This is a genomic window from Microcoleus sp. Pol11C3 (assembly GCF_036701485.1).
Classification (GTDB): domain Bacteria; phylum Cyanobacteriota; class Cyanobacteriia; order Cyanobacteriales; family Microcoleaceae; genus Microcoleus.
The window spans coordinates 1-26,556 of sequence record NZ_JAUBQW010000071.1 but is presented as its reverse complement, the minus strand read 5'-3'; the positions used below and the strand labels follow the sequence as shown (position 1 = coordinate 26,556).

Genomic DNA, 26,556 nt, shown 5'->3' with positions numbered 1-26,556 from the left:
CAAACTCGGCTCTACTTACGTATTTACCGCAACTAACTCCTCAATCTCCGGAGCTTTAGTGGGCAATTTCCCTGTCAATACTTCTCTACCCTCATTGATGACAAGTATATCATCTTCTATGCGTATCCCCCGCACATCGGCAAATTTTTCCAACTTTTCCCACTTAACAAAATCTTTATATTTGGCGCGGTTTTCAGAGTTATTTAAAATTGCCGGAACTTGATAAAATCCCGGTTCGATCGATACCAGCATTCCCGATCGCAAAACTCGATTCAGCCGCAAAAATCCCAAGCCAAACCGACTGCTTCTCGTTCTTCCGGCTTCATAGCCCGCCAAATCTCCTAAATCTTCCATATCGTGAACATCCAAACCGATTAAATGTCCGATACCGTGAACAAAAAACAGCGCATGAGCATCCATTTCTACCAAGTCTTCCACATTGCCCCGGAAGATACCCAAATCCACCAATCCTTCCGTCATAATTCTAGCAGCTAACAGGTGAATATCAAGATATTCCACCCCCGGACTAATTTTATCAATACAAGCATCGTGGGCTGCCAAAACTACATCATAAATAGCTCTTTGAGTCGCTGAAAACTTTCCAGAAACCGGCCAAGTGCGAGTCACATCAGCCGCCCATCCATTTGATGTTTCTGCACCAACATCTGCTAACAGCAAATCTCCGGTTTGTAGGGGATTGTGATAATGTTCGCTGTGCAGCACTTCTCCATGCACAGTAACGATACTAGGATACGCATAGGTCATGTTTTCCGAGATGATGACACTTTCCATTGCAGCGCGCACCCCTGCTTCAATTTGAGCATTTCCAGTTGCCGCCATTCCCGCTTTGTGAGCTTCTACGGTGACAGCCGCAGCTTGACGCAATTCGACCAAACTGGCTGCGTCGTGGCTCAGGCGCAGAGATACGATCGCCTGAGTTAATTCTAGGTCAATTCCGGTTGGGGATTTGGGCGGTGCCAAAGGGCGAGCGAGAATTTGAGACTGTTGCAACTGAGTCCAAGAATCCTGAACGGCGATCGTTGCTGCATTTGTCGTTCGCCCTTTCAATTCGGCCATTGGGAAAGCAGCATCAGCCCCAATTAGTTCGGCAATTTCTGCTCTTTTCGGCATTTCTCCGTGCCAAAGAGTGCTGCTAGCAGGTACGTCATCTAAGAACAATTCTAATTTGCCCGATTCTAAGCGAATGGCAGCATTTTCTAAGGGCAAACCCGCGAAATATAGAAAGTGACTACTGGCACGAAAGGGATAAGTAAGTGCCGGATAATTGCGAGGAATGCTGCGCCCCGACCATAAAATTACCGGAAAATTAATTAAACTAGCCAGTTTTTGCCGCCGTTGGTGTAGAGTATTAGTTAACAAATCATAACCTTGTGTAATTGTCATGGGTAAAAACCTATAATTTTGAGTTGGGTTTGCAGTCAGCCACAAGTTTTTGCATTCTCAGCATTAAAGCACTAAAATTCTGACTGCAAACTTGGCAGCTATTTTTGCGAAAATTGTCATCGGGAACTTCTTTTTTGCTAGCATTTATAGGCGGTCTTTTTTATAGTCTTTGTCGTCATCGCCGGGATGATTTGGTTAAGCAGTAAGCCTGATCCACAGGCAGGAAAACAGGCTAAAAGTGCTACGCCGCAGGCAATTAGCAGAAATGTCACAACATCCGCAATTAGTCAAATTCCTTGGTCTGGTTTTTGTTGATTGGGTGACAGGAGCGATCGCCTCTATTGACTGTTTGATATATGAGACTTTAAAGTATAAGTAAAGTTCACTAAAAAAACATGAAAATTTCACACAAAGCTCCTCAAACTTCAGCGCAAGTACGCGATTGGCCGATCGCACACTTACCGGGATTGAGCAAGGAAAACCAATCTCAACTGGAAGAGTGCAGCATCACCACAACCGGACAACTAATTCGCATGACGAAAACACCGGCGGCGAAAATGTTGCTAGCGCATCAATTACAGATTAACATTCAATCTGTTAATAAATGGGTAGCGATGGCAGATTTGGCTCAAATTCCGAGTGTAGGCTGTCAGTATTGCGGGCTGTTACTGCACGCCGGCGTTGCTTCTGCGGCTCAATTAGCTCAAATGCCCGTGGAGAGATTGCACCAACAAGTTTTAAGGCTGCACGTAGCGACAATGCAGCGCAATGATTTGACTCCTTCAGTCGATCGCGTGCAAAAATGGATTAAACAAGCTAGATTAGTCAGTAGTCATTAGTCATTAGTCATTAGTTAGTAGTCAGTTGTTATTAGCCAACAGTCAACAGTCAACAGTCATTAATATGTCAATTCAAGTTTACGGAATTCCGAACTGCGGCACCTGCAAAAAAGCTTTCCAGTGGCTGAAAGATAGCGAGGTTAATTACGAGTTCATTAACATAAAAGAACAGCCACCGACTCGCGAAACAATTCAAAGCTGGGTAGCTGCTTTAGGTTTTCAACCCATGCGAAATACTTCCGGTCAATCTTACCGCGCTTTGGGCGACGACAAGAAAAATTGGACTAGCGAACAGTGGATAGAGGCTTTTGCAAAGGATGCGATGCTGCTGAAACGTCCTCTGTTCGTTAAAGATGGAACGGCTGTTTTAGTAGGTTTCAAAGAAGACGTAATTCTAGAAAAATTGGAGCTTTCAAGGAGCTGAGTTCAGCCTGTTGTTCGCCGCATAAACTTCATCTCGCCCACATTATCTGTGAAACCCCAACGCTCGTAAAACGGCATCATGTTCGGCAAACAATTAAGAGCAACGTTCTCGACAGCTTGCAATTCTGGATGATTTAAAACTGTATCCATCAACTTCGCACCCAGTCCCATCTTTCTGTGTGTCGGCTTGATAATGACATCAAAAATCATCGCTCTGTATACGAAATCGGTGATAACGCGAGTAAAAGCAATTAGCCGATCGCTCTCATCGACAAAACCAATGATAACATCAGTTGCCGCCAGCATTTTCACAACATCCTCCCGCGTCCGCTTGTCGCTCCAAAACTCGTTTTTGTACAAATCCATCAAGTCGGAAACCTGGCTTTCGGTCAAAGTTTCGACAATTCGGTAGTTATCCATATCTTCCCTCATAAAAATTAGAAGACTAAAGTCCTCACCACCAACCACATTATTGTTATTTAACTGTTGCCAAGCTGGACATTGCATCACCCCATAGCATAAATTTTACTGCTGTACTTCCGTTTCCTGGGTTTCAAATACTACTTTTGCATAAATCTCGCTCATCGACATTTGCACTCCCAAGGAAGCAAAAGAAACTGTTGCTGTCTCTCCCTCATATTCCCGAAATAACCATTCATTCGATTCTGTTTTAATATATTGGGCGACTAAAAACTCCGATTGATTGACTAACACATATTCACAGAATTCAGGGATAGAGCGATAAAACCGAAACTTATCCTCCCGATCAAAATCTTTGGTAGACTTAGAAAGCACTTCCACGATGAGCATCGGATTGAGGATCTCATCACTGCGTCCCTCGGTAAAAACTGGCTCCCCTTCAATTACCATCACATCCGGGTAAGTTCCCCGTCGATACCGAGGAATCCACAACCGCAAATCGTTGTGAAAAAGCTCATAGGGCTGCCCCTCAAGCAAATTTCCCAAGACTCTACTCAAATTTCGGATAATCCGGCTGTGATTAATACTACCACCACTCATTTTTACAATTTCTCCATCACGGTATTCGTTTCTAAACTCAGCAGTTTCCTCTAACTCGCGGTACTCATCTGGAGTATAAAACTTTTCCTTAGTTTGTACTAACATTGTTGCCTCTGTACTAACTTTTATCTGCATTAATCTGCCTTCATCTGCGGTCAAAAATCATAATTAACAGTATATCACAACAAAAAAGAAACGCCCAACTTCAAAGAGTCAGGCGTTTTCCACTATTTCAAAACCAGGAAAAATTAATCCCGGCGAGACACCAAATTCGATTCAATTTTCGCACCCACAACAGGTTGCACATGACTTAATGCCGATTGCAACATGGGAGTTTTGGTGATAGTATCAGTCGCCAAATTAAACAAAGGGTTTGACAAAATTCCCGCCAATGTTGTGGCAACCAAAGTGAGTACAACGCTGACTTGCAAAGGCCGCATTCCCTGAAGGTTCCAGCGAACTTCGGGATAATTTTTTACCGCGTCTGACATTTCTTGAGGTTCTTTTACTACCATCATCTTGACAACGCGGATGTAGTAGTAAATCGAAACTACGCTGGTAATTAATCCCAGAATAACTAAGCCGTAAAGTCCTGCTTGCCAGCCAGCCCAGAACAGATAGATTTTGCCGAAAAATCCAGCCAGGGGCGGAATTCCACCGAGAGAAAGCAGGCAAATACTTAAGGCTAAAGTTAACAGCGGGTCTTTTTGGTACAAACCCGAGTATTCGCTAATTTGGTCGGTTCCAGTCCGTAGCGAGAACAGGATGATGCAGGCGAAAGCACCCAAGTTCATAAACAGGTAAACCAACAGATAAAATATCATGCTGGAGTAACCGGCTTCTGTTCCTGCAATCAAACCCAGCATCACAAAACCGGCTTGGGCGATCGACGAATAAGCCAAAAGCCGCTTCATGCTAGTCTGGGCGAGGGCAACCACATTTCCCAACACCATACTGAGAATGGCTAAGGCCGTGAACACGAAGTGCCACTGTTCGATAAGTGCGGGGAAAGCAGTTGTTAACAAGCGGATTGCTAGGGCAAAACCTGCTGCTTTGGAACCCACAGAAAGGAAGGCAACAACGGGTGTAGGAGAACCTTCGTAAACGTCAGGAGTCCATTGGTGGAAGGGAACCGCAGAGATTTTGAAGGCGATTCCGGCGATCGTAAAAACCAAAGCAATCACCAAACCCAGAGATTGACCTTCATTGACAGTAGAAAGGTTAGCAGCGATCGCACTCAGCGTAGTTTGGCCACCAGACAACCCGTACAGCAGCGAAAGCCCGTAGAGAAACACCGCCGAAGAAGACGACCCAATTAACAAATATTTCAAAGCAGCTTCATTGGAACGCGGGTCGCGTTTTGTGTAACCCGTCAGCAAATAAGACGAGATACTCAGAGTTTCCAACGAAATAAAAATCATCACCAATTCATCAGCGCCGCTGAGGAACATTCCCCCCAAAGTAGCGGTTAGCAAAATGCCGATAAATTCCGCTAAAGCAGTACCAGTTTGCAGTACATAGCGGACGGATATCAAAATAGTGACAGCCGTAGTCAAAGCGATAATTCCACGAAACACTAAACTCAAGGCATCGCTGTTAAAACCGCCCAGAAACGAGATGGTATCCGTGTTATCCCACTGCAAACACAAGGCAGCGACGGCGGCCAACAAACCCGCAACGGCAACGTAGGGAGTCCAACCCGAGGAACTCCGGCCCACGATTAAATCGCCGACGAGAACCACCAAGAGGGTGATGATGACAATTCCCTCTGGCAAGATAGTTCCAGCATTTAGCTGGGCAGCAAGAGTAGCAAAATCCATATTTTCAGGCAGGTTGGGTAGTACAAGCCGCAAAGGCTGTAATGGGCTGTGAACTTGTAAAAATTCTTTACCAAACACAGATTGTAGCGGATTACAGCTTCGCGATCCCAGTTGCGCGGGTGTTTGTTGCCGGGGAGTTGATACTCGGTAGCGGTTTTGCATACATTTGCGGGCATTGTAGAGATTGCCGCCTGATGTCACCTGCGAGGAGAGTCGCGATCGACCATAACTGCCACAATGTAGAAAGTTAAACCAGTAATTCGGCATGACTGACTCGCTAAGTGCATACAAACAGCAGATTCTCAATGACTTCAACAACCGCCTCGACTACGAGAATGAATTTCACAAACAGGCTGCAACTCGGTTAGTAGAATTGGCAAAAGTGCGATCGGGCCAGCAACTTCTAGATACCGCCACCGCAACAGGTTTAGCGGCGATTGCGGAGGATGCAGTTAGGTCGATCGGGATCAATAAAATATCAGTCGCCTTTTCTGCACCAGGAATGCTATAGCTAGTATGTCTAAACTACTCAATTACATCTGTATATTTATTACCTGCTGGCTGCTGTTTGCCTGTCAGTCTTCGCAACCTTTAAAAGTAAAACGTCCTCCCCTAAAAGTATCTTGTGTTCCTTTTGTTGGCTATACACCTCTCATCATTGCTCAAGAGAAAGGATTCTTCAAAGTGCAAGGGGTAGAGGTGGAACTCAGCTATGTAGACTACTCACAATTGCAAGACGCGGATTTCAGCGCAGGGAAGTATGATGGGATGGGATTGACCTTGGGCGATTTGGTGATATTGAGTGCCACAAATCCTGATATGCAAGCTGTGATGGTTTTGGATGAATCGACAGGTGCAGATGTGGTAGTCGCGCAATCCAACATTAAAACAATCCCTAACTTGAAAGGAAAAAAGCTTGGTGCAAATCTAGGCAGCTTTAGCGAGGTTTTCGTTACTGAGATGTTGAAAGCCTTTAAACTGACGAGCGATGATGTTAGCCTGGTTAAAGTCGAGCCTTTAGAAGTTCCCAATCGCTTACAAAACAATGCTATCCAAGCAGGACACACTTGGGAACCGTATCTTTCTGAAGCATTAAAATTAGGGGCGCATATCCTGTTTACAAGCAAACAAACCCCAGGCTTAATTTTAGATTTGGTCGCGTTTCGGGGTGAGGTGATACGCGATCGCCCCGAAGATATTCGCGCTTTTGTGCGAGGCTGGCTTCAAGGCTTGTCATATTTGGAAGCACATATTCCCGAAGGAAAGGAGATCGTGAGCAAAGCGTTCAAGATTCCCATCAAGACAATCTCTTTCGACGGAATAGACTTTACTGAGCTTACAAAAAATCAAAAGTTCTTTCAATCAGACAGTCCTAATTATATTTCCACAACCGCCAAAAAATATGCGGACTTTTTTATTCGCGCTGGCAATGTGACGCGACTTCCCAATCTAGAAACCTTGTTCAATTCTTCTTTCTTAACCCCCCCTCCTAGCCTGAAACCATGAAGCGCTCATTTTTCAACAGCCTCTTTATTATTACCTGCTGTCTGCTGTTTGCTTGTCATTCTTCGCAACCTTTAAAAGTAAAACGTCCTCCCCTGAAAGTAAGTTTTGTCCCTTTTGTTGGCTATATACCTGTCGTCATTGCTCAAAAGAAAGGATTCTTCAAAGCGCAAGGGATAGACGTGGAACTGAGCAATGTAGACTACTCCATGCAACAAGCGGATTTCAGTGCAGGGAAGTATGATGGGATCGGATTGCCCTTGGGAAATTTGATTATCTTGAGTGCCACAAATCCTGATATACAAGCTGTGATGGTTGTGGATGAATCGACAGGTGCAGATGTGGTAGTCGCGGAATCGGATATTAAAACAATTCTTAACTTGAAAGGAAAAAAGCTTGGTGCAAATCTAGGCGGCTTTAGCGAAGTCTTCGTTACGGAGATGTTGAAAACCTCTAAGCTGACGAGCGATGATATTAGGCTGGTTAAAGTCGATGCTTTAGAAGTTCCCAATCGCCTACAAAACAAGGCTATCCAAGCAGGGCACACTTGGGAACCGTATCTTTCTGAATCATTAAAATTAGGCGCACATATCCTGTTTACAAGCAAACAAACCCCAGGCTTAATTTTGGATTTGGTCGCGTTTCGGGGTGAGGTGATACGCGATCGCCCCGAAGATATTCGCGCCTTTGTGCGAGGCTGGCTTCAAGCCTTGTCTTATTGGGAAACAAATATTCCTGAAGGAAACGAGATCGCGAGCAAAGCGTTGAATATTCCCAGCAAGAAAATCTCTTTGGATGGAATAGACCTCACTGACTTTCCAGAAAATCAAAACTTCTTTCAATCAGACAGTCCTAATTATATTTACAAAAACGCCAAGAAATATGCGGACTTTTTTATTCGCGCTGGCAATGTGACGCGCCTTCCCAATCTAGAAACCTTGTTCAATTCTTCTTTCTTAACCCCCCCTCCTAGCCTGAAACCATGAAGCGCTCCTTTTTCAAAAGCATTCGTACAAAGTTAATCTTCTCGTTTCTCGTCGTTGCTCTAATTCCGTTGCTGCTGTTAGCATTTATCAACAAGCAGACCACTCAAAAGGCATTGACCGACAACGCACGACAAGCCCTATCTGCGGCGGCTAACGAAACCGCTTACAGAATAGATGGGTTTATCGATGGGAATCTCAATGCCGTGCGCGTAGAAGCGATTTTACCAGGTTTGGCCGCCTATCTGGGCCTACCTCCAGAACGGCGAAATGGTAGTCCCCAAGAGATGTTAGCGACTGAAACCTTAAGCCGCCTCAGTCGCAAAGATATGCTTAATATTATCTCCTATGCCTTGCTCAACTTAAAGGGACGGAATGTACTAGATACGAATACACCGGATGTTGGACGAGATGAATCCGCTCAAGATTACTTCCAAGAACCGCTCAAAACTCAACTACCTTTTGTTTCTAGTATTAGGCAATCGACGATAACTCCCAACCTCGCTACGCTTTTTTTTAGCAGTCCTGTTCGCGATGCGAAGGGAAATATATTGGGTGTATTGCGGGTGACATACAATGCCACATCTGTCCAGCAGTTGGTGACTCGGGAAACTGAACGCGCAGGTGCGAAATCCTTAGCAGTTCTTTTAGATGAACACTATATTCATCTGGCACACAGCACTACACCGGAACTCCTTTTCACATCAATTGTGCCTTTGTCACCCAATGTTGTAGCTAAACTTCAACGCGAAGGGCGTTTGTCTAAGACTCTAACGAAAGAACTTGCAATCAATTTGCCCGACCTCAAGCAAGCATTAGACACTAAACAGCCTGATCTAACCACACGATTGGCAGCTACGGGTAATAATGAGTTGAGGCTCTTAGCGATCGCCCACCTGAAATATCAACCTTGGTCAGTCCTCTTCGCACAACCGATTGCCGTTGCCCTAGCACCTGTAGAAAAACAAATACAGGATGCACTTATTTTATTAGCAATCATCGCCACAATTGTAACTATCATCGCTTTGGCGATCGCACAACTATTAACAAAGCCTGTGATTTACCTCACCGAAGCCGTTGCCCAGTTTACGGCGGGTAACTTAGATATGCGTGTGAAGATGCGATCGCGAGACGAAGTTGGTCTGCTGGCACGATCCTTCAACAGCATGGCGAGGCAAATCCAAGAATCCTTTGAAACCCTCGAAGACAAAGTTAAAGAACGAACAGCAGAACTCGCTAATGCTAATCAGGAAATCATTACCCTCAACGAAAAACTCAAAGTAGACAACCTCCGCTTAGTTGCAGAAGTGAATGTGGCGCGTCAGATCCAGCAAATGATTTTGCCTAACCCTGATGAACTGGAAATTGACGGACTAGATATCGCCGGATACATGGAACCCGCCGATGAAGTAGGAGGCGACTACTACGACGTGCTACAGATCGATGGTGTTGTCACACTGGCGATCGGTGATGTCACCGGACATGGCCTGGAAAGCGGCATTCTGATGCTGATGGCGCAAACCTCAGTTCGCACCCTGCAAGAGATTCGTGAACTAGACCCCGTTCGATTCCTGGATGTACTAAACCGTACCCTCTACAAAAACGTACAGCGCATGAATTCTGAGAAAAGTCTGACGCTGGCGATTTTGACCTACTCCGAAGGACTGATTAGCATCAGCGGTCAGCATGAAGAAACGCTAGTGGTGCGAAAAAATGGACAGGTTGAGCGCATCGACACGATGGATTTAGGTTTCCCGATCGCTTTAGATGATGATATCGCAGACTTCATCAGTCACATCCTGATTCAGCTAGAACCTGGGGATGGCGTGGTGCTATATACTGATGGCATTCCAGAAGCCTATAACATCAGCAAAAAGCAGTATGGACTGAAGCAACTGTGTGAAGTGATTAGTCAAAATTGGCACAAGTCTGCAGCAGAAGTTAAGGATGCGGTGATTGTAGATGTGCGGCAACATATTGGTAAGCAGAAAGTGTTTGATGATATTACGTTGCTCGTCTTTAAGCGGCAGCCTGACGTTACTGAAAAGGAAATTTTAGTTAATAATATTATTTCCCCAACAACATACTACAATGAAGCTGAAAATTTAACAAATACTTTATGAAAGTAAACTACTCAGAAATAATTGATTTAACAGCAGACGAGTTAAAAATAATTACAGCGTATTCCAGGTTGATGAAGTGTAGGGACAAAGGCTTTCGCCGTGTCTTTACGGGGATAGAATAATAGGTGGGGTACTTCATAAACGGGGAATCTGCTGTATGTTGCAGCCGTGAACGTAAGGATTCAGGCATCGGAAACGTAGTCACAGAAAGACTTATAGAATTCAAGAATTCGCTAAATCAACAGCTTAATTCTCAAGAGGTACAAAAATAAAAGCTTTCATGGTTTCTTAATAAGAATGGATATTTGATCGTTATTCGATCAAATGGTTACAACGTATAGGTTTTACTGCGTTTCACCTGATCTGAATCCTTACGTGAATCGGGATTTCGATGGCTAATGTCGCCCCTTGAGCCGGTACCGAAAGACAACGGAGTTGCCCGCCGTGCTCGTCCACTACGATGGCATAGCTAATCGATAACCCCAAACCCTTTCCTTTGCCCACTTCCTTCGTTGTAAAAAAGGGGTCAAATATGCGTGGTTTAACCTCTTCGGTTATGCCCTGCCCATTATCAGTAATATAAATACCCACTTGAAAGTCCGAGAGTAACTTCGTGCCAATAGTAATAGTAGGGATTGGGCTGCTATTATCTAAATCATTTGCCCAACTTTTTTGGGATTGCAACGCCTCAATCGCATTAGTCAGGACGTTCATAAAAACCTGATTCATTCGCCCAGCGTAGCATTCTATCTTTGGCAGAGCCTCATACTCTTTTACCACTTTAATTATCGTTTGATCTGCTTCATCTTGCAGCCGATGCTGCAAAATCATCAGCGTACTCTCAAGTCCTTCATGGATATCCACCGCTTTCAACTCCGATTCATCGAGGCGGGAAAAATTCCGCAGCGATTGCACTATTTCTCCGATTCTGTCAGCTCCTATCCTCATAGAAGCAATTAACTTCGGCAAGTCATTCCTGAGAAAAGTGAAATCGATTGCCTCCAGTTGTTGCTGGATAGCTGCTGTGGGATTGGGGAAATCTTCTGTGTAGAGTTGCACCAGCCTCAGCAAATCTTCAGTGTACTCCCTTACGGGCGAGAGGTTCCCTTTAATGAAGCTAATCGGATTGTTAATTTCGTGAGCTACCCCTGCTACGACATTCCCCAAACTTGACATTTTCTCGCTTTGGATGAGTTGAGCTTGTGCATTTTGTAACTGTTGTAGAGCCAGCTCTAGTTGTTGGGATTTCTCTCGCTGCTTAGCCTCGGACTCCTGCAATCGCGCATTTTGCTCGTGCAATTTTTTTTGCAAACGCTGAAGAGTGAGTTGATTTTCGACACGAGCTAAAACTTCTTCTAAATGAAATGGCTTGGTGATGTAATCTACTCCTCCAACAGCAAAGGCTGTGACTTTATCCAACACTTGATCTAGGGCGCTCAAGAAAATAACTGGAATACCCGAAGTTCGGCCATCCGCTTTTAGGTGTTCACAAACTTCGTAGCCGTTCATCTGGGGCATCGTGATGTCGAGCAAAATCAAATCCGGTGGGGTAGAACGTGCTGCTTTTAAGGCCATCTCCCCGTTTATTACGCCCCGAACTTTATACCCTTTGTCGCTCAGCATAGTGGATAAAAGACGCAGGTTGTCTGGGGTATCGTCAACTACTAAAAGATTGGCAACATGAGATTCTAATTGCTGGCTGTTCATGGAATATTTTATTCAGTTAAGTTAGTAATTTTATCAAAACGAAAGTTGTTAGCCCAATCGGCGATAGCCTCCGCAAAAGAAGTATTAGATTCAGGAATCGCGGCGACTAAATTTAAAATTAGCTCTGCATCAGCATCGATAGCTGCTTGATGTAACTGTGTCACCCACTCCGCAGGCAGTGTCGCCAAAGTTGTCCTTAAATTTTCAGTTTTTTCCCCTGCTGTTACACTCAAGTCTTGACCCTCAAGCTGAGATAATGTAAAGTTCGGTAAATCTTCATAAATATACTGTACCCCTAAATGTTCAGCCATTTTCGCAAAAATAACTTCTTCTCGGAAAGGCTTGCTCACAAAATCGTCACAGCCTGATGCTAAAACAATGGCTCGCTCCTCCTCAAAAGCGCTAGCGGTCAACGCAACAATCGGGGTAGCCTCCTCTTGAATCTTGGCTTTAATTTGTCTGGTGGCCTCATACCCGTCTATCACAGGCATTTGCATATCCATCCAAATTAGGTGAGGCTTCCAAGTTTCCCAGATTCTAATAGCTTCTTCACCATTTACTGCTTCGCGCACCTCCAAGCCAAGCGGTTCGAGAAGATTAACCAATAGCAAACGGCTCTCCCATTTATCATCAACCACCAAGATGCGATATGGGGTTTGGTTGGGTTCTAAACCAATTACCCGTTTTGTTGATTGTCGAGGTTGAATTTCAGCCATGTCAGGCGAGCTAATTTGGATATTAAAACTAAAAATCGTTCCTCGATTCAAGGTACTGCTGACGGTAATGTCTCCTCCCATCAGTTGTACGAATTGTCGGCTGATGGGTAAACCCAAGCCGGTTCCTTCTTGAGATTTCCGACCCGCGTCAGTTTGTACAAAAGCCTCAAATAGAGAATCTACCTCAGTAGGAGCAATGCCGTGGCCCGTGTCTTCCACTTCAAATGTAATAGTCCGCAGTTCGTTGTCTGTTGGAGACTTTTGTTTCGTCGCACTAATTGCTGCAACCCGAAGTGTCACACTTCCCTTCGTAGTAAACTTGATCGCATTTCCTAGCAGATTAATTAAGACTTGACGCAATTTACTTTCGTCAGTTTTTACATACTGAGTAATATTAGGATTGATGTGTAAACTAAGTGCTAAACCTTTTGAATCTGCTTTTAGTTTGAGCATTTCTTCGAGAGAAGTGAGCAAATAATACAGGTCAAAGCTAGTAGGATTTAAGGTAATCTGACCAGCCTCGATTTTGGACATTTCCAGCACGTCATTAATCAGGGTCAGCAAATGCTCGCCAGAGCGACTAATGATGCCGATATGTTCTTGCTGTATGTGAGAAAGAGATGAGTCGCGGCCCAGCACTTGCGTAAAGCCGAGAATCGCATTGAGGGGAGTTCGCAATTCGTGACTCATTTTTGATAAAAATTCGCTTTTAGCCTTGTTAGCCGCATCTGCTACTTCTTTGGCTTGTTGTAAGGCTGCCTCTGCTTTTTTGCTTTCGGTAATATCGCTTGTTGTGCCAGTTATTCCTAGAATATTTCCCTCGGAATCCCGCACTACAATTGCATTTGCCCGGAGGTTGATAGGTCTGCTGTCTTTAGCTAATTGTATAGTTTCATAATGAAAAACGGACTCTCCGTTCAGGAGAGATTGGAATATCTCGTTATCTTTGAGAAGTTGTTCAGGTGTCTTGAAATCACTGAATTTTCGCCCTATCATTTCTTCAGGCGAGTAGCCAAAAATCTGTTTTACGGCAGCGTTGACGAAGGTATAACGCCCTTCAGCATCAACTGACCAAATCATATCCTGCGATGTTTCAACTAAGTCGCGATATTTCCCCTCGCTTTCTTTGAGCGCTTCTTCTACCCTTTGACGATCGGTGATGTCGTTCGTGACTAAGAGAATACACGCTTCTCCACCCAGCTCAATAATATCTGCTGATACCAGCATCTTCCTCACCTCGCCGGCGGAAGTACGACAATCGAATTCCTGATTGCGAAGCACTCCTGATTCTTGCAATAGTTGTCTGTATCTGTCACATTCTTCTAAATTAACCCAAAGATTCAACTCAATTGCTGTAAAACCAATTACCTCTTCGCGAGAGTAACTAAAAGTGCTGAGGAAACTGTCGTTCACTTCGATGTAGCGTCCATCTGCGAACCGCGCGAGCGCGATCGGGTTAGGACTGGAACGAAAGGCTTTAGAAAACTTTTCCTCAGACTGGCCCAACGCTATTTCTGCCTGCGTTCTGACAGCCATTTCCTGTTGCAATTCTTGGGTTCTTTCTATAACCTTACGTTCCAGCGTTCGCGAGTATTCCCCTAATTGGTCATAGAGTTGGGCATTTTGAAGAGAAATTGCCGCTAGGGAACACAACATTCTGACTACTGACAAACGGTTGGGAGTAAACGCGCTTGTAGTTAAATTATTTTCTAAGTAAACAAGACCGATAAGTTGACCTTGCCCTTGAATAGTAGCACACAAAACGGACTTAGGTTGATGCAATTTAATGTAAGAATCCTTGAGAAAGTTTTCAGATATACGCGCGTCATCCAGAACGACATCTTGTTGAGTTCGGGCAACATAATTAATTATGGAAAGTGGGACTAATAAGCTGTTTTGAACTGACACAGGTTGAGGCACAAATACTTGGTCTGACTCAAGTGTCCCCGCTGCTTCTATCCACAGATCACTTCCTCTATCTAAGATGAGAAAGCCAGAACTTGCGCCTGCATTTTCTAAGACAATTTTTAGTAATTTTGCTAGTAAGTTGTTGAGAACAATTTCCCCAGCAAGCACTTGCGAGGCTTTCATCACTGTCGCCAAATCTAGTATGCTTGTATCGGTCATTGTGGTTGAAGTGATCGGCTGGGTGCTGTTTATAGATACAGTCTCTCGCTTCGCAATGCTTTGAAGTAACTGCGGATATCTTTCTTCTAAGTGTCGAACCTTGGCTTTAGCTCCCCAACGGGCATAACAGTAATATGCTTCCTGCATATAGCTGGCGGCTACTTTTTCTTTGCCCCAGTCCAGGTAGAACTTGGCAGCTAGTTCGTTGGCAATCGCTTCTTCTTGAAGGTATTTGTTTTCTTTGGCTCCTACGATCGCGAGATCATAGAATTCTAGGGCTTCTTTTTTTTGATTGAAAACTCGATGTTTTTCTGCGGTCACCAGATAATATTTATGCTCGTAGTTCATCGGAGCGTGCTGCATCCAAAGCTGCATTTTTTCCTGATTGGCATCAACCTGACTTAGGTAATGCGATCGCTCTTCCAAACTGACGTTGGGGTAGTTCGCCAGCAGTGCTAGGGATTGGTAGAAGTGCAAAGCGACGAAATTTTCTGACCCAACGTTATAGTAAATAGCTGCCTTAGCTGCACTCTCCACTGCTTCCTCGAAGTCTTCGAGCAAATAAAACAGAATTGTTTTGGCTAAAAAAGCATGGAACAGAGCAATGAGATCGTTATGCTCTAGGAGTTGCGACAACATGGTATATTCGTCAAATATCTCACCAATTAACTGGAGCGGATTGACTGCTTTTCCTAACAAATTTAACAATAATTGATACCATATTTGTGATATAGAAATAGAGTGTTCCCATTTCAAATACAGCAACAAGTCATGGTATTTTTTGTGTTCGCTTTCAACGGTTTCTAAATTTTGTCCCGCCAGGAATATGTAGAAACAATAGTTGGTGATGCAGTAACCTGTATATTCGTAATTCCCGCTTTCTAGCCCAATCTGTACCCCCTCGGCAAGAGGAGATAAACTTTCTCGTAAAGGCTCCTTCCAATGGTGGACGAAGGTGTAAAACATATTATAGGTAACAACTTTGTGTTCCCTGGTTTCAAAGTGTTTGAGCAGTTGCAGTGCCAGCCGCCCTGCTTGATATCCGATATCAATGTTGCCCAAAGGGCCGCATAAGAGCGTGCCATACCAAGCATAGGTTGCTGATGCCAAAGGAGAGTGACCGCCTTCAACACAAAGTTTCACTTGTCTGACGATTACTGGCAGCAGAATTTGCGGTCTGCCTACTAGAACAGGAGCAAAGCTGACTTTAAGAATCCGCATGGCTGCTAGTTGTGCGGGGTCAGTCATGGTGGGGTAGTCTTCCAAGCATTCTAAAGTGGGCAGTTCCACTAAAAATTCCTGCTCGCTCAGGTTAACTGGGTAGCCTAGCAGTTCTAATGCCTGCAATCCCGTATCAATGGCATCGTTCAATTGGTGTTGCGCCATGTGAACTTGGATCTTAATCTCGTAAGCGGGGATACGATCGAGCAGCGTTTTCCCGTGCTGCAACACCATTTCAACTAAGGTATTTGCGGCCGCGAAATTGGTGTTGAGATATTGGGCATCTGCCGCTTCCACAACGATTTCTAAAGTCAAATCATACTGATTTTGCCAACTCTCGCCTGAGAGCAAATCCATCGCTGTACTTAGGTATTTCACGGCTGCGGCATAGGCTGTGGATGCTTTGGCTTTCCGGCCTGCCGTCAAGTTCAACCGCGCCAGTTCTTCGAGTTCCGCTGGTTGAGAAATTAACTCCAATCCCACATTCAATTGGTTGACAATGGCAAAAATCTGCTCTTCCCGTTCTTGACTCGGGGTATTCTGGAGCAGGAGTTGCCCAATTTTTAAGTGAGTTGGCTGCTTTTTATCGGCAGCAATTAAAGAATAAGCAGCTTGTTGAACGCGATCGTGCAAGAAGCGATAGGAAACTGTTTGAGAAGTAGCTCGATCGATCTTTTCTTCTTCCCCTACATAAAATTTATAAATCTCACTCTGAGGTAAAACAAAACCTTCCTGTAAAGTTTTCCACAAGGCCGTTGCTGTTTCCGTCTCCGAGATTTGCGAAACAATTGCTAATGTTGTCAAATCAAACTGATTGCCCATGCAAGCGGCTACTTTTAAAACTGACTGAGTTTCAACGGGCAATTTCTGTAACTGCTGCGCCATGAATTCAACTACATCATCCGTCAGTGCTGCTTCTGTAATTTGGCTAATATGGCAGTGCCAATATCCGGCTTTGATATCGAAAATAATTAATCCATCGTGATGCAATGCCTTGAGAAACTGCGTCGCAAAAAATGGGTTGCCTTTTGTCTTCTGATACACCAATTCCGTCAGCGGTTCTGCTAATTTAGGAGAACAAGTCAGCGTATCTGCTACTAATTGATTCAAACTGGTTCGAGCCAGAGGTGCAAGTGTGATGGTATTGACAGTTGCCCCTGTTTTAGTGACTTCATCTAAAGTCAACATCAAGGGATGGGCAGCGGAAACTTCATTGTCTCGATAGGCTCCAATTAGTAGCAGGTGACTGGACTGGGATTCACCTATGAGGAACTGCATCAACTTTAAAGATGCCGAATCCGCCCATTGTAAGTCATCCAGAAACATCACTAATGGATGCTCTTTTGTGGTAAAGACAGATATAAATTTTTGGAATAGTAAATTGAACAGATTTTGAGCAGCTATCCCTGATAATTCTGGGGCTGGGGGTTGTTGTCCGATAATCCGTTCTAGTTCGGGAATGACTTCAATAATAACTTGTCCGTTGTCGCCCAATGCTACCAGGATTTTAGTCTTCCACTGCTCAATTTCAGCATCGGATTCGCTCAATAATTGCCCCATTAAGTCTCGAAATGCTTGCACAAAAGCACTGAAAGGAATGTTGCGCTGAAATTGGTCGTATTTGCCTTTAATAAAATAACCGCGCTGACGAACAATCGGTTTATGAACTTCATTCACGACTGCCGTTTTACCAATGCCAGAAAAACCTGCCACAAGCATCATTTCCGTGCTGCCCATACTGACTCTTTCAAAAGCAGCTAATAAATTATCAACTTCAATTTCTCTGCCGTAGAGCTTTTCGGGGATGAGGAAACGGTCTGTAATATCCCGCGTTCCCAATGTAAAGGTCTCAATCTTACCTGTTTTTTGTAATTGAGCAATACAAATCTCTAAATCGTGCTTGAGTCCTAATGCACTCTGATAGCGACTTTCTGCATTCTTCGCCATCAGTTTACTGACTATTTGGGATAAAATTAGGGGAACGGCGGGATCGATTTCATACACCGGAATCGGCTCTTTGGCTAGATGACAATGCACTAATTCCATAGGGTCGTCTGACTCGAAGGGTAACTGTCTTGTCAACAATTCATAGAAGGTCACACCGAGGGAATAAAAGTCACTCCGATAGTCAATACCTCGATTCATTCTTCCTGTCTGTTCTGGGGAGAGATAAGCTAAGGTTCCTTCAAGGATGTTGGGATTATGGATTTCTTGGGTTTCTCTCGGCAGCAGGGAAGCAATACTGAAGTCAATGAGTTTAATTTGTCCGCTATCGGGGTTAATCAGGATATTGGCGGGTTTGATATCTTTATGAATAACTCGGTTTTGGTAGAGAGAGTGGAGAATATCTGCTAGTTGCAGTGCCTTGTTAAGAAAGTTTTCTAAAAATACCGATTGAGAAGGTTGGTTTTGATCAGTTGCTGCCTTGACATAACTACAGAGGGAAACTCCTCCACAGTCCTCCATTATCAAAGCATAGGCGTTTTTGTAGGCTACTAAATCGAGTGGCTTAACAATACTGGGGAGGTGGAGATTTTTGGCAATGGTATATTGGTTGCGGAATTGAAGTAGTTCGCTGAAGCTGGGGTATTCGTTTCGCAGCAGTTTGATGACGACTGGAGTGCGATCGCTCTCCCGAATACCGCGATAGACTAGAGTGCGAGATCCTGCATAGAGTTGTTCTGTTATGCGATACCCCGGCAGGTCAGTAATTGTATCCATTTTCCAGTCCTCAATAAATTGGGGGTTAGTATATCTCTAGTTTACTCAGTAAACCTGGAAAGTTCTCAATTGCCTTTAATCTGTTTGAACTTGTCAGTCCGCGTTCTGTACGAACGATCACACCTCGTTGGATACTGAAGCCATATTATTAATTTTTACGGGTTTTGATTACCAACTGATAATAAGCGGCAATCCAGGTCGGAAATCTACCTGTTGTCCCTGCACTTCTCCATCAAAACCCAGCTCGACAAAATACTCGGTTCCTATCCGTAACTTTAGCTGATTTGTCTCAAGCACTGCTTGAAGTTCAGGTGAGGAATTATTGGCAGCAGGACTGACTAATTCTACGCGAGTAATTTCGCGGAAACCAACACCATGATTCAGAGGTGGTGACTTCTGGGCCGAGTATCGATCGGGACGTTGGCCCCATGGAATCTGGAAAAGCATCGGCTCAGTCAAATTATCGCTATTTGTTGCTACCGCGATGCTGATTGTCTCAGGTAAATAAGGTGGATGATATGCCCAACTAGAAAATGCAACTGTGTCAGCAGAACCTGTGGCTGGACGCAAACAGATTCCAAACGGACAGGCGCCATTGTTCCGATTTGTCGATCGCTCCCAAAGACGAGTTTGACGAATTGGCTCAGATTGCGCCTCTTCTGGATCGTGAATCCATAACAATTCCAACATTGCGTTATGGAAAAAGAAACAGCGATTGGTTGTACCTTGCCCAGCGTGAATGCGAGACGATCCCTCGATTAAACCAAATGATGATAGGCGATCGGCTTCCGAAGCACCAAGATCGGTCAAGATGAAAAGATGGTCAAATTCAAACGCCATAAAAGTTATGTGTTAATTGGACTCAACTACTTTAGCTGTAGGGTGCGTCGCCATTCAAAATCCCTAAAAAAATCGATAATCTCATAGCGACGCACCTGGGTAATTCAAAAATTATTGTGAACAAACCCAATAATTATGTTGCAGCAAAGATTTTTAGAAATGGCATTAGTTAGACTCAACTACTTTAGGGGCAGAAACACATCCGTAATCGCCTCAAATTCAGGCACATCTGGAAAGAAACTGACTCTTTCAAAATATAGCGGAAAGTCTCGCAGCTCTTCACCGCTTTGTGGCAGCCATTCGGAATAGAGATAGGTTATAGTATCACCAAGATTGTCATCATATCCAGTATGCCGCAGTACGGCACAACGACCGCCCGGGATAGTTTTTGCTACCACCCCCAAAGGGTTATTTGTAATATTACAATCCGTGGCTGCACAGATATCCAAGCGATAGTCTTCCGGCGCAGTTTCGGCTGGATTGTCGTAGATAATATTAAAAGTTTTGCTAACCCTGGGAGGTAGATTGTGCTGCTTGCGCCACTCGATGAATTTGCGGACAGAGTTGCCGATTAGCTGCGGATCTCCCCGATGTTCGAGGGCAGCAACCTTGGTTTCTTTGAATACGACGATTTTGACTTGTTCACGGTATGTATCCGATTTCATGTGTTGGTTCCTCAGTTGGCTTAATTTTTGGTAAGTGGCGTGCCAAGGTTCCCATTGCGGCTGCTTTCTGAATTCAGAAGGAGTCTGTGCTATGATCTTTTTGAATGCGCGAGCAAATGCTTCAGGGCTTTCGTAACCACTCGCTAGCGCGATATCGACAATCTGGCGATCGCGAAATGCGAGCTGATAAGAAGCGCGCTTCAAGCGATTTAACTGGACGTATTTGTATACACCGATCCCGAAAAACTCAGAGAACTGTCTGTGAAAATGATATTTCGAGAACGCAGCAACAATGCTGAGCCGATCTACTGTGAGATTTTCGTCCAGATGGGAATCAATGTACTCAAGTAATTTGAGAAATCTAGAGCGATAGGTGTCAAAAGCTTTTGCATTCACAAAGTGTCCTCCTTGGCTATCTAAAGGCTATCTCTTAAAGCTCACTAAAGCCTGACAGAAATTGCTGAATTTGCGGCTGTTTGTTCTGATACATAACGACCTGCTTCGTCGATCGCTCCCAAAGACGAGTTTGACGAATTGGCTCAGATTGCGCCTCTTCTGGATCGTGAATCCATAACAATTCCAACATTGCGTTATGGAAAAAGAAACAGCGATTGGCTGTACCTTGCCCAGCGTGAATGCGAGATCCACCCTCAACTAAACCGAAGCATGATAAACGATTAGCTTCCGAAGCACCAATATCAGTAAGGATAAAAAGATGGTCGAATTCAAATGTCATAGCATTGTTCATAGACTTGAGCGATCGCTCAAGTAATTTTAATCCCCTGTGATTGCTTTTTTTCCGATCGCCATGCTTGCTGCACAGCGTACTGTACCAAAGTCCAAAACCTATACTCAGTAAATCTTTCCCAATCTAAAATCTAAAATCTAAAATCTAAAATCTAAAATCTAAAATCTAAAACCTATACTCAGTAAATCTTTCCCAATCTAAAATCTAAAATCTAAAATCGATTGCCCCAACCTTCGCCAACCTTCAAGTTACAACCAGATTGAGGAACCATCGGCCCGCATCCAGCAGTCTCAAAATCCAGTTACCGGCAATTCTGCTAAAGTCAGGTCATCATCCCGTGCATCTTGTAGAGACGCGATTCGCAGCCTCTGCCCCGAAAGCAGTAAAATCCCATCAGCTTGTCACCTGCCACCCGATCGGCAGTAACTTAAAAATTAAGGTAGTTTGAAAATAATCGCCCAAAGTTGAAAGAAGCCTTGACATCTGACCTACACTCTCTAACTTAGACCCTCTAGCTGCGCTGCCATCCATATTTAAAAGATGCCATGTCAACCTTAGTCATCGTCGAATCTCCGACCAAAGCCCGCACCATCCGCAACTTCCTGCCCTCCACCTACCGTGTAGAGGCATCGATGGGCCATGTCCGCGACCTACCATCCTCCGCCGAAGAAATACCAGAAGCCGTTAAAGGAGAAAAATGGGCGCAACTCGGCGTAAACGTGGAGGCAGACTTTGAACCCCTCTACGTCATCCCGAAAGATAAAAAGAAAATTGTTAAAGAACTCAAAGACGCCCTCAAAGACGCCACAGAACTGATTCTAGCCACTGACGAAGACCGGGAAGGTGAAAGCATTTCCTGGCATTTGCTGCAAATCCTCAAACCCAAAGTTCCCATCAAGCGGATGGTGTTTCACGAAATCACCCGCGAAGCTATCCGCGATGCTTTGACTCACTGCCGCGATATCGACAATCGAGTCGTACAAGCCCAAGAAACTCGCCGAATTCTCGATCGACTCGTCGGTTACACACTCTCTCCGCTACTGTGGAAGAAAATCGCTTGGGGTTTGTCCGCAGGCCGAGTCCAGTCTGTCGCAGTCAGGCTTTTGGTACGCCGGGAACGGGAACGCCGCGCTTTCCGCCAAGGTAGTTACTGGGATTTAAAAGCCCTTTTGGAAAAGGGCAAGATTTCCTTTGACGCCAAACTCGTGACTGTCGGCAAGGTGAAAGTTGCAAACGGCAGCGATTTTGATGAAAATACCGGGCAAATTATCTCCGGCCGCCGCGTACTTTTGCTGAACGAAGAACAGGCGCGGGCTTTACTGGAACGCATTCAAAACAAACCTTGGACTGTCACCAATCTCGAAGAACGGCCAGTCACCCGCAAACCGTCGCCGCCGTTTACGACCTCGACTTTGCAGCAGGAAGCTAACCGCAAGCTAAGGCTGGGTGCGCGGGAAACCATGCGAATTGCCCAAAGTCTCTACGAACGCGGTTTTATCACTTATATGCGGACGGATTCGGTGCATTTGTCCGAACAGGCGATCACTGCAGCGCGCAGTTGCGTGCAGGAACTTTACGGCAGCGAATACCTCAGCCCCCAACCGCGCAAATACACCACGAAAAGCAAAGGCGCCCAGGAAGCCCACGAAGCTATCCGTCCCGCCGGCAGCACTTTTCGGACTCCGCAGCAAACGGGATTGGATGGGATTGATTTCCGCCTATATGATTTGATTTGGAAGCGGACTGTGGCTTCTCAAATGGCCGATTCGCGCCAAACTCACGTCACTGTATTAACTCAGGTAGAAGATGCCGGTTTCCGTTCCAGCGGCAAACGCATTGATTTTCCGGGCTTTTTGCGGGCCTACGTGGAAGGTTCCGATGATCCAAATGCGGCGTTGGAAGACCAAGAGGTGATTTTGCCGGCGCTGAAGGTGGGGGATAAACCTAATTGTAAGGATTTAGGGGCAGTTGGCCACGAAACTCAACCTCCCGCCCGCTACACGGAAGCTTCTCTGGTGAAAATGCTCGAAAGCGAAGGTGTGGGCCGTCCGAGTACCTACGCGAGTATTATCGGTACAATTGTCGATCGGGGATATGCGAAATTAATAGCAAACGCCCTAATTCCGACATTCACCGCTTTCGCCGTCACAACTTTATTGGAAACACATTTTCCCGATTTAGTAGACACGGGTTTTACTTCCCGAATGGAACAAACCCTCGATGAAATTGCCACCGGCGAGGCGAAATGGCTGCCGTATTTGCAAAAGTTTTATACAGGGGAAACGGGACTCGCAACCCAAGTTAAAGAACAGGAAAGTCAGATTGACGCGAAAGTTGCCCGAACTGTGGTATTGGAGAATATCTCGGCGAAAGTTTGCATCGGTAAATTCGGCGCTTATCTAGAATCTGAAAGCGAAGAAGGCCTGGTAAAAGCATCGATTCCCCAAGATTTGACTCCGGCAGATTTAGATCCGGAACAAGTGGAGTTTCTGTTAAAGCAAAAGATGGAAGGCCCGGAAAAATTGGGTCTTCACCCAGACACTGGGGAACCGATTTATGTGCTGATTGGCAGTTACGGCCCTTATGTTCAGTTAGGGGAAGTTTCGGAAACGAATAAGAAACCGAAGCGGGCTTCTTTACCGAAGGGGACGGATAAGGATAGCGTGACTCTGGATATGGCGGTGAGTTTGTTGACTCTACCTCGGTTGTTGGGCACTCACCCGGAGACGGGGGCGAAGGTGCAGGCTAATTTGGGGATGTATGGGCCTTATGTGGTTCATGACCAGGGTAAGGTAGGCAAAGATTATCGATCGATCAAGCCGCCGGATGATGTTTTGAGTATAATGCTCGATCGGGCATTAGAAATGTTAGCGCAACCGAAAGCCGCCCGTGGCAGCAGCAAATCAGCTACACCTTTAAAGGAATTGGGCGCGCATCCTGAGTCTGGAGAACCGCTGAATGTTTACGATGGCCGCTACGGCCCCTACGTGAAACACGGCGATATCAATGCTTCTTTGTCGAAGGATGAATCTGTGGAGAATTTCACCTTACAAAGAGCACTGGAATTGTTAGCAGCTAAGGAAGCAGCGGGAGGCGGTAAATCTAGCAGCAAGTCGAAGAAGTCTACTAAGACGGCGGCGGCAAAATCGGAGACTGCAACTGAGAAGACTGCGGCCAAGAAAACTACTGCTAAAAAGACGACGACTGCGGCGAAGAAAACGACTACTAAGAAGGCTGCGACTGCGACTGCGACTAAGAAGAAGACAACTTCAAGTTAGTATAGTTTTCACTCATCGAGAAACCCGGACGGTGTAGGGGCGGTGCCCCCGTGCCCGCCCGGTTTTTTAGTTGTTAAAATATGTTACCAACTTGCATAAATAGGTTTGTACTGTTAGCATGGACTGTTAGGCTATGGTAAGAATATCATTTTTTTATAAAAAATTAAAAAGTTGCATACATTGTCTGTCGAATCAGTATTGCGAGCGAATTGGTGAGGTGTTTCAGGTGAGGGATTGATGTCATATTCATTTCAAATTGGGCAGAGATATACAAGACGTGATGTTTATCGAATAATTGGAATTTCTGAAGACACTCGCGGAGGAAATTGGGACACAGGATATGCTCGTCATGGCAATTCTTGGTTCATCTTTTGCAACGTTGGAACATCTGGACGAACAGGTCATGACTATGCCAATCAATGGATAGGAAATCGCTTGAAGTGGTATGGCAAAAGAACTTCACGATTACACAATCCATCCATTCAATCCATGTTAAGTGTAGATACCGATACTTATATTTTATGGCGTGAAGATAACACAGAACCTTTCATCTTTGCTGGAATTGGAAACGCAGCAGAAGTAGAAGATATCGCACCTGTCAAAGTCATTTGGACATTTGAAACAGGAATATCCCCTGATGAAGTTTCTCCATCTACGACTTTCCGAGAAGGAACAGTCTGTAATGTATTAGTCAACGCCTATGAACGCAACCCAGTTGTGCGACAAAAATGTATTGAACATTACGGCGCAACTTGCTATGTCTGCTGTTTTAATTTTGGGAAAGTGTTTGGAGAATTAGAAAAGGGCTTTATTCACATCCATCATCTTCGATCGCTTTCTGAGATTGGTGAAGAATATGAGGTTAATCCTGTAAAAGATTTACGTCCTGTATGCCCCAATTGTCATGCCATGATTCATCGACGTTCGCCACCACTTACGATTGAGGAAATTAAGACATTACTATTGAACAGGGCTGCCAATTATTCAGCAACCTAACAAATCGCTATTCCATCGCCCAACGCCGATCGCCCAAACCCCATATCCCTGACCTCGCGCTGGTCTAAAATCTCCTCAGCCGCAACAAAGGCGATATGTGCGATCGACTTTCCTGCCCATATCACCCTGCAGGCGATCGGCTTAAGATATAGATGGCGGCCCCGATCGATAGACGCGAATCAATTGACCTGTTAATATTTCAAGTGAGGAAATAGCCTCATTAATATTAGCAGCCATTCTGGCTAAATCATCATCTGCCCTACAGACAATTATTCCAGCATGGTCATGGTGCAAGCTGTGCAGTCTGATAAAATGACGGCGATTGAGAGTTAAAACAGCCCGATTTTCACTGATTGCAAAAGCTAACACTTCTTCGTCAGGATTTTTTTTGTTATCCTTTCCGGCTTCTTGCACCGTCAGAATATTGTGACTCATAGGGCGCAGCAATTCTACCACCACTCTGGGAAATTGTTCGTCAGCATAAAGACGCGCCATTATCTCAATCCTCGTCATTCTCGCGGATTGCTATTTCAATTTCATCTGGGAAAGCAGCCGCATAAGCCCAGGCATTTGCTAAATCAGTAGCAGTTAGTGTGGGATAGTTATCTAAGAGTTGGGATTCGTTCATACCCAAGCGGCGGAAACTCACCAGCACCCAAACAGGAATCCGAGTATTTCTGATACAAGCATCACCACCACAGACACCGGGAGTTTTGCTAATTCCTTGCCAGGTGTTAGCTAAATTTTGGGTTAATAATTGGATAATTTGAGCTTTCTCGCTTGGCGTTAAGGCTAAGAGTTGTGCTTCTAATTCTGCGATTGTCATACAACCTGTTTGATTTATGCAATATGTATGTATTTACTATTATAGCAAAAGCGTAGTAGATTTATTGGATATTTTCAGGTGTATCTAAAATTTCGTCTGCCTCGTTTTGCAGTCTAATTGCTTCCTCAATTTCGTCATGGTAAGCGACCGCATAAGCCCAAACATTTACTAAATCAGTGGCACTCAGATGGGGATAGCAATCTAGGATAAAAGCATCGATAGCGCCGTCATTGCGATAGCTTGCGAGCAACCAAACGGGAATGCGAGTGTTGTCAATACAAGCATCACCGCCCATCACGCCGGGAGTTTTTGTAATCGGGCGGCCGCTGTTTTTCAGGCTTGGGTTTAAGATGCTGATTGCCTCAGCTTTCTCGGTTGGCGTTAATGCTAAAACTTGTGTTTCTAATTCTTTGATCGTCATGGATATTTTAGAATTTATGAATTATGTAGCTATTTGCTATTATAGTGCGATCGCCCGAATCAGTTGAGTCTAGATTGCAATCGAGCGAGCGTGAAATTTTGGCTCTTCAGAACTTGTGGTGATAAGTTTATCTAATCAAGTGCTAAAATGTTTAATGTTTTTGAGTGGTTAAATC

Annotated in this window: 20 protein-coding genes; 8 read left to right on the top strand and 12 right to left on the bottom strand. The window is 44.7% G+C overall.

Translation table 11 applies throughout. The features are described 5' to 3' along the window. Positions 1 to 15: 15 nt before the first annotated feature. Complete coding sequence (locus tag QUA40_RS16955) at positions 16 to 1,404, bottom strand: aminopeptidase P family protein (protein WP_333127809.1); 1,389 nt, start codon at positions 1,402 to 1,404, stop codon at positions 16 to 18. 395 nt (positions 1,405 to 1,799) lie between these two features. Here QUA40_RS16955 and QUA40_RS16950 point away from each other — a divergent pair, with 395 nt between their 5' ends. After that, on the top strand, positions 1,800 to 2,243 hold the full coding sequence (locus QUA40_RS16950; protein ID WP_333127807.1) for a DUF4332 domain-containing protein: 444 nt from the start codon (positions 1,800 to 1,802) through the stop codon (positions 2,241 to 2,243). Between the two features lie 64 nt (positions 2,244 to 2,307). Continuing rightward, the gene (locus QUA40_RS16945; protein WP_333127805.1) at positions 2,308 to 2,667 is read left to right on the top strand and encodes a Spx/MgsR family RNA polymerase-binding regulatory protein; all 360 of its coding nucleotides are present in this window, start codon (positions 2,308 to 2,310) and stop codon (positions 2,665 to 2,667) included. A 2-nt stretch (positions 2,668 to 2,669) separates the two neighbouring features. On the opposite strand, the gene QUA40_RS16940 is transcribed toward QUA40_RS16945, so the two are convergent. From QUA40_RS16940 to QUA40_RS16930, 3 genes are all read right to left on the bottom strand, one after another. Beyond that, complete coding sequence (locus QUA40_RS16940; RefSeq protein ID WP_333127803.1) at positions 2,670 to 3,173, bottom strand: GNAT family N-acetyltransferase; 504 nt, start codon at positions 3,171 to 3,173, stop codon at positions 2,670 to 2,672. 18 nt (positions 3,174 to 3,191) lie between these two features. Then, the gene (locus QUA40_RS16935; RefSeq protein WP_333127801.1) at positions 3,192 to 3,791 is read right to left on the bottom strand and encodes a Uma2 family endonuclease; all 600 of its coding nucleotides are present in this window, start codon (positions 3,789 to 3,791) and stop codon (positions 3,192 to 3,194) included. Between the two features lie 143 nt (positions 3,792 to 3,934). Beyond that, positions 3,935 to 5,506, bottom strand: a complete 1,572-nt coding sequence (locus QUA40_RS16930) for an NAD(P)H-quinone oxidoreductase subunit N (protein WP_333127819.1) — start codon at positions 5,504 to 5,506, stop codon at positions 3,935 to 3,937. A gap of 265 nt (positions 5,507 to 5,771) precedes the next feature. Here QUA40_RS16930 and QUA40_RS16925 point away from each other — a divergent pair, with 265 nt between their 5' ends. Genes QUA40_RS16925 through QUA40_RS16910 form a run of 4 tightly spaced genes read left to right on the top strand, consistent with a single transcriptional unit; the run spans position 5,772 to position 10,115 of the window. Then, a complete protein-coding gene (locus QUA40_RS16925) occupies positions 5,772 to 6,017 on the top strand; it encodes a hypothetical protein (protein ID WP_333127799.1) in 246 nt (81 codons plus the stop codon). Positions 6,018 to 6,022: 5 nt separating this feature from the next. Further along, positions 6,023 to 7,012, top strand: a complete 990-nt coding sequence (locus QUA40_RS16920; RefSeq protein WP_333127797.1) for an ABC transporter substrate-binding protein — start codon at positions 6,023 to 6,025, stop codon at positions 7,010 to 7,012. Beyond that, a complete protein-coding gene (locus tag QUA40_RS16915; RefSeq protein ID WP_333127795.1) occupies positions 7,009 to 7,995 on the top strand; it encodes an ABC transporter substrate-binding protein in 987 nt (328 codons plus the stop codon). The genes QUA40_RS16920 and QUA40_RS16915 overlap by 4 nt, the downstream gene beginning before the upstream one ends. After that, complete coding sequence (locus tag QUA40_RS16910; protein WP_333127793.1) at positions 7,992 to 10,115, top strand: SpoIIE family protein phosphatase; 2,124 nt, start codon at positions 7,992 to 7,994, stop codon at positions 10,113 to 10,115. Before QUA40_RS16915 ends, QUA40_RS16910 begins: the two co-directional genes overlap by 4 nt. 354 nt (positions 10,116 to 10,469) lie before the next feature. Here the strand turns inward: QUA40_RS16910 and QUA40_RS16905 are convergent, their stop codons facing one another. The 5 genes from QUA40_RS16905 to QUA40_RS16885 all read right to left on the bottom strand — a co-directional run bounded on the left by QUA40_RS16905 (position 10,470) and on the right by QUA40_RS16885 (position 20,860). Continuing rightward, on the bottom strand, positions 10,470 to 11,822 hold the full coding sequence (locus tag QUA40_RS16905; protein ID WP_333127791.1) for a response regulator: 1,353 nt from the start codon (positions 11,820 to 11,822) through the stop codon (positions 10,470 to 10,472). A gap of 8 nt (positions 11,823 to 11,830) precedes the next feature. Continuing rightward, positions 11,831 to 18,607, bottom strand: coding sequence for a PAS domain S-box protein (locus QUA40_RS16900; protein WP_333127789.1), 6,777 nt, complete (start codon positions 18,605 to 18,607; stop codon positions 11,831 to 11,833). Positions 18,608 to 18,775: 168 nt separating this feature from the next. Further along, positions 18,776 to 19,447 (bottom strand): VOC family protein, encoded by a 672-nt coding sequence (locus QUA40_RS16895; RefSeq protein ID WP_333127787.1) that lies wholly within the window; start codon positions 19,445 to 19,447, stop codon positions 18,776 to 18,778. A gap of 179 nt (positions 19,448 to 19,626) precedes the next feature. After that, entirely contained in the window at positions 19,627 to 20,508 is an 882-nt protein-coding gene (locus tag QUA40_RS16890) for an AraC family transcriptional regulator (RefSeq protein ID WP_333127785.1), read from the bottom strand. A gap of 34 nt (positions 20,509 to 20,542) precedes the next feature. Further along, positions 20,543 to 20,860 (bottom strand): hypothetical protein, encoded by a 318-nt coding sequence (locus QUA40_RS16885; protein WP_333127783.1) that lies wholly within the window; start codon positions 20,858 to 20,860, stop codon positions 20,543 to 20,545. A 545-nt stretch (positions 20,861 to 21,405) separates the two neighbouring features. On the opposite strand from QUA40_RS16885, the gene topA reads away from it, so the two are divergent. Both topA and QUA40_RS16875 read left to right on the top strand, forming a co-directional pair. Beyond that, positions 21,406 to 24,138, top strand: a complete 2,733-nt coding sequence (topA, locus tag QUA40_RS16880; protein ID WP_333127781.1) for a type I DNA topoisomerase — start codon at positions 21,406 to 21,408, stop codon at positions 24,136 to 24,138. A gap of 237 nt (positions 24,139 to 24,375) precedes the next feature. Then, positions 24,376 to 25,134 carry a DUF3427 domain-containing protein gene (locus QUA40_RS16875; protein ID WP_333127779.1) on the top strand — a complete coding sequence of 253 codons (759 nt, stop codon included), beginning with the start codon at positions 24,376 to 24,378 and terminating at the stop codon, positions 25,132 to 25,134. 141 nt (positions 25,135 to 25,275) lie between these two features. On the opposite strand, the gene QUA40_RS16870 is transcribed toward QUA40_RS16875, so the two are convergent. The 3 genes from QUA40_RS16870 to QUA40_RS16860 form a co-directional block, all read right to left on the bottom strand. Continuing rightward, on the bottom strand, positions 25,276 to 25,629 hold the full coding sequence (locus QUA40_RS16870) for a DUF5615 family PIN-like protein (RefSeq protein ID WP_333127777.1): 354 nt from the start codon (positions 25,627 to 25,629) through the stop codon (positions 25,276 to 25,278). A 4-nt stretch (positions 25,630 to 25,633) separates the two neighbouring features. Next, entirely contained in the window at positions 25,634 to 25,960 is a 327-nt protein-coding gene (locus QUA40_RS16865) for a DUF433 domain-containing protein (RefSeq protein WP_333127775.1), read from the bottom strand. 61 nt (positions 25,961 to 26,021) lie between these two features. Further along, the gene (locus tag QUA40_RS16860) at positions 26,022 to 26,381 is read right to left on the bottom strand and encodes a DUF433 domain-containing protein (protein WP_333127773.1); all 360 of its coding nucleotides are present in this window, start codon (positions 26,379 to 26,381) and stop codon (positions 26,022 to 26,024) included. Positions 26,382 to 26,556 lie beyond the last annotated feature (175 nt).

Bases quoted from the DNA above. Each gene is read 5' to 3' on its own strand.
- QUA40_RS16935 (WP_333127801.1), bottom strand. From the start codon at position 3,791: ATGTTAGTACAAACTAAGGAAAAGTTTTATACTCCAGATGAGTACCGC.
- QUA40_RS16905 (WP_333127791.1), bottom strand. From the start codon at position 11,822: ATGAACAGCCAGCAATTAGAATCTCATGTTGCCAATCTTTTAGTAGTT.
- QUA40_RS16945 (WP_333127805.1), top strand. From the start codon at position 2,308: ATGTCAATTCAAGTTTACGGAATTCCGAACTGCGGCACCTGCAAAAAA.
- QUA40_RS16955 (WP_333127809.1), bottom strand. From the start codon at position 1,404: ATGACAATTACACAAGGTTATGATTTGTTAACTAATACTCTACACCAA.
- QUA40_RS16895 (WP_333127787.1), bottom strand. From the start codon at position 19,447: ATGGCGTTTGAATTTGACCATCTTTTCATCTTGACCGATCTTGGTGCT.
- QUA40_RS16915 (WP_333127795.1), top strand. From the start codon at position 7,009: ATGAAGCGCTCATTTTTCAACAGCCTCTTTATTATTACCTGCTGTCTG.
- QUA40_RS16860 (WP_333127773.1), bottom strand. From the start codon at position 26,381: ATGACGATCAAAGAATTAGAAACACAAGTTTTAGCATTAACGCCAACC.
- QUA40_RS16870 (WP_333127777.1), bottom strand. From the start codon at position 25,629: ATGGCGCGTCTTTATGCTGACGAACAATTTCCCAGAGTGGTGGTAGAA.
- QUA40_RS16875 (WP_333127779.1), top strand. From the start codon at position 24,376: ATGTCATATTCATTTCAAATTGGGCAGAGATATACAAGACGTGATGTT.
- QUA40_RS16925 (WP_333127799.1), top strand. From the start codon at position 5,772: ATGACTGACTCGCTAAGTGCATACAAACAGCAGATTCTCAATGACTTC.
- QUA40_RS16885 (WP_333127783.1), bottom strand. From the start codon at position 20,860: ATGAACAATGCTATGACATTTGAATTCGACCATCTTTTTATCCTTACT.
- QUA40_RS16940 (WP_333127803.1), bottom strand. From the start codon at position 3,173: ATGCAATGTCCAGCTTGGCAACAGTTAAATAACAATAATGTGGTTGGT.
- QUA40_RS16920 (WP_333127797.1), top strand. From the start codon at position 6,023: ATGTCTAAACTACTCAATTACATCTGTATATTTATTACCTGCTGGCTG.
- QUA40_RS16865 (WP_333127775.1), bottom strand. From the start codon at position 25,960: ATGACAATCGCAGAATTAGAAGCACAACTCTTAGCCTTAACGCCAAGC.
- QUA40_RS16900 (WP_333127789.1), bottom strand. From the start codon at position 18,607: ATGGATACAATTACTGACCTGCCGGGGTATCGCATAACAGAACAACTC.
- QUA40_RS16950 (WP_333127807.1), top strand. From the start codon at position 1,800: ATGAAAATTTCACACAAAGCTCCTCAAACTTCAGCGCAAGTACGCGAT.
- QUA40_RS16930 (WP_333127819.1), bottom strand. From the start codon at position 5,506: ATGGATTTTGCTACTCTTGCTGCCCAGCTAAATGCTGGAACTATCTTG.
- topA (WP_333127781.1), top strand. From the start codon at position 21,406: ATGTCAACCTTAGTCATCGTCGAATCTCCGACCAAAGCCCGCACCATC.
- QUA40_RS16910 (WP_333127793.1), top strand. From the start codon at position 7,992: ATGAAGCGCTCCTTTTTCAAAAGCATTCGTACAAAGTTAATCTTCTCG.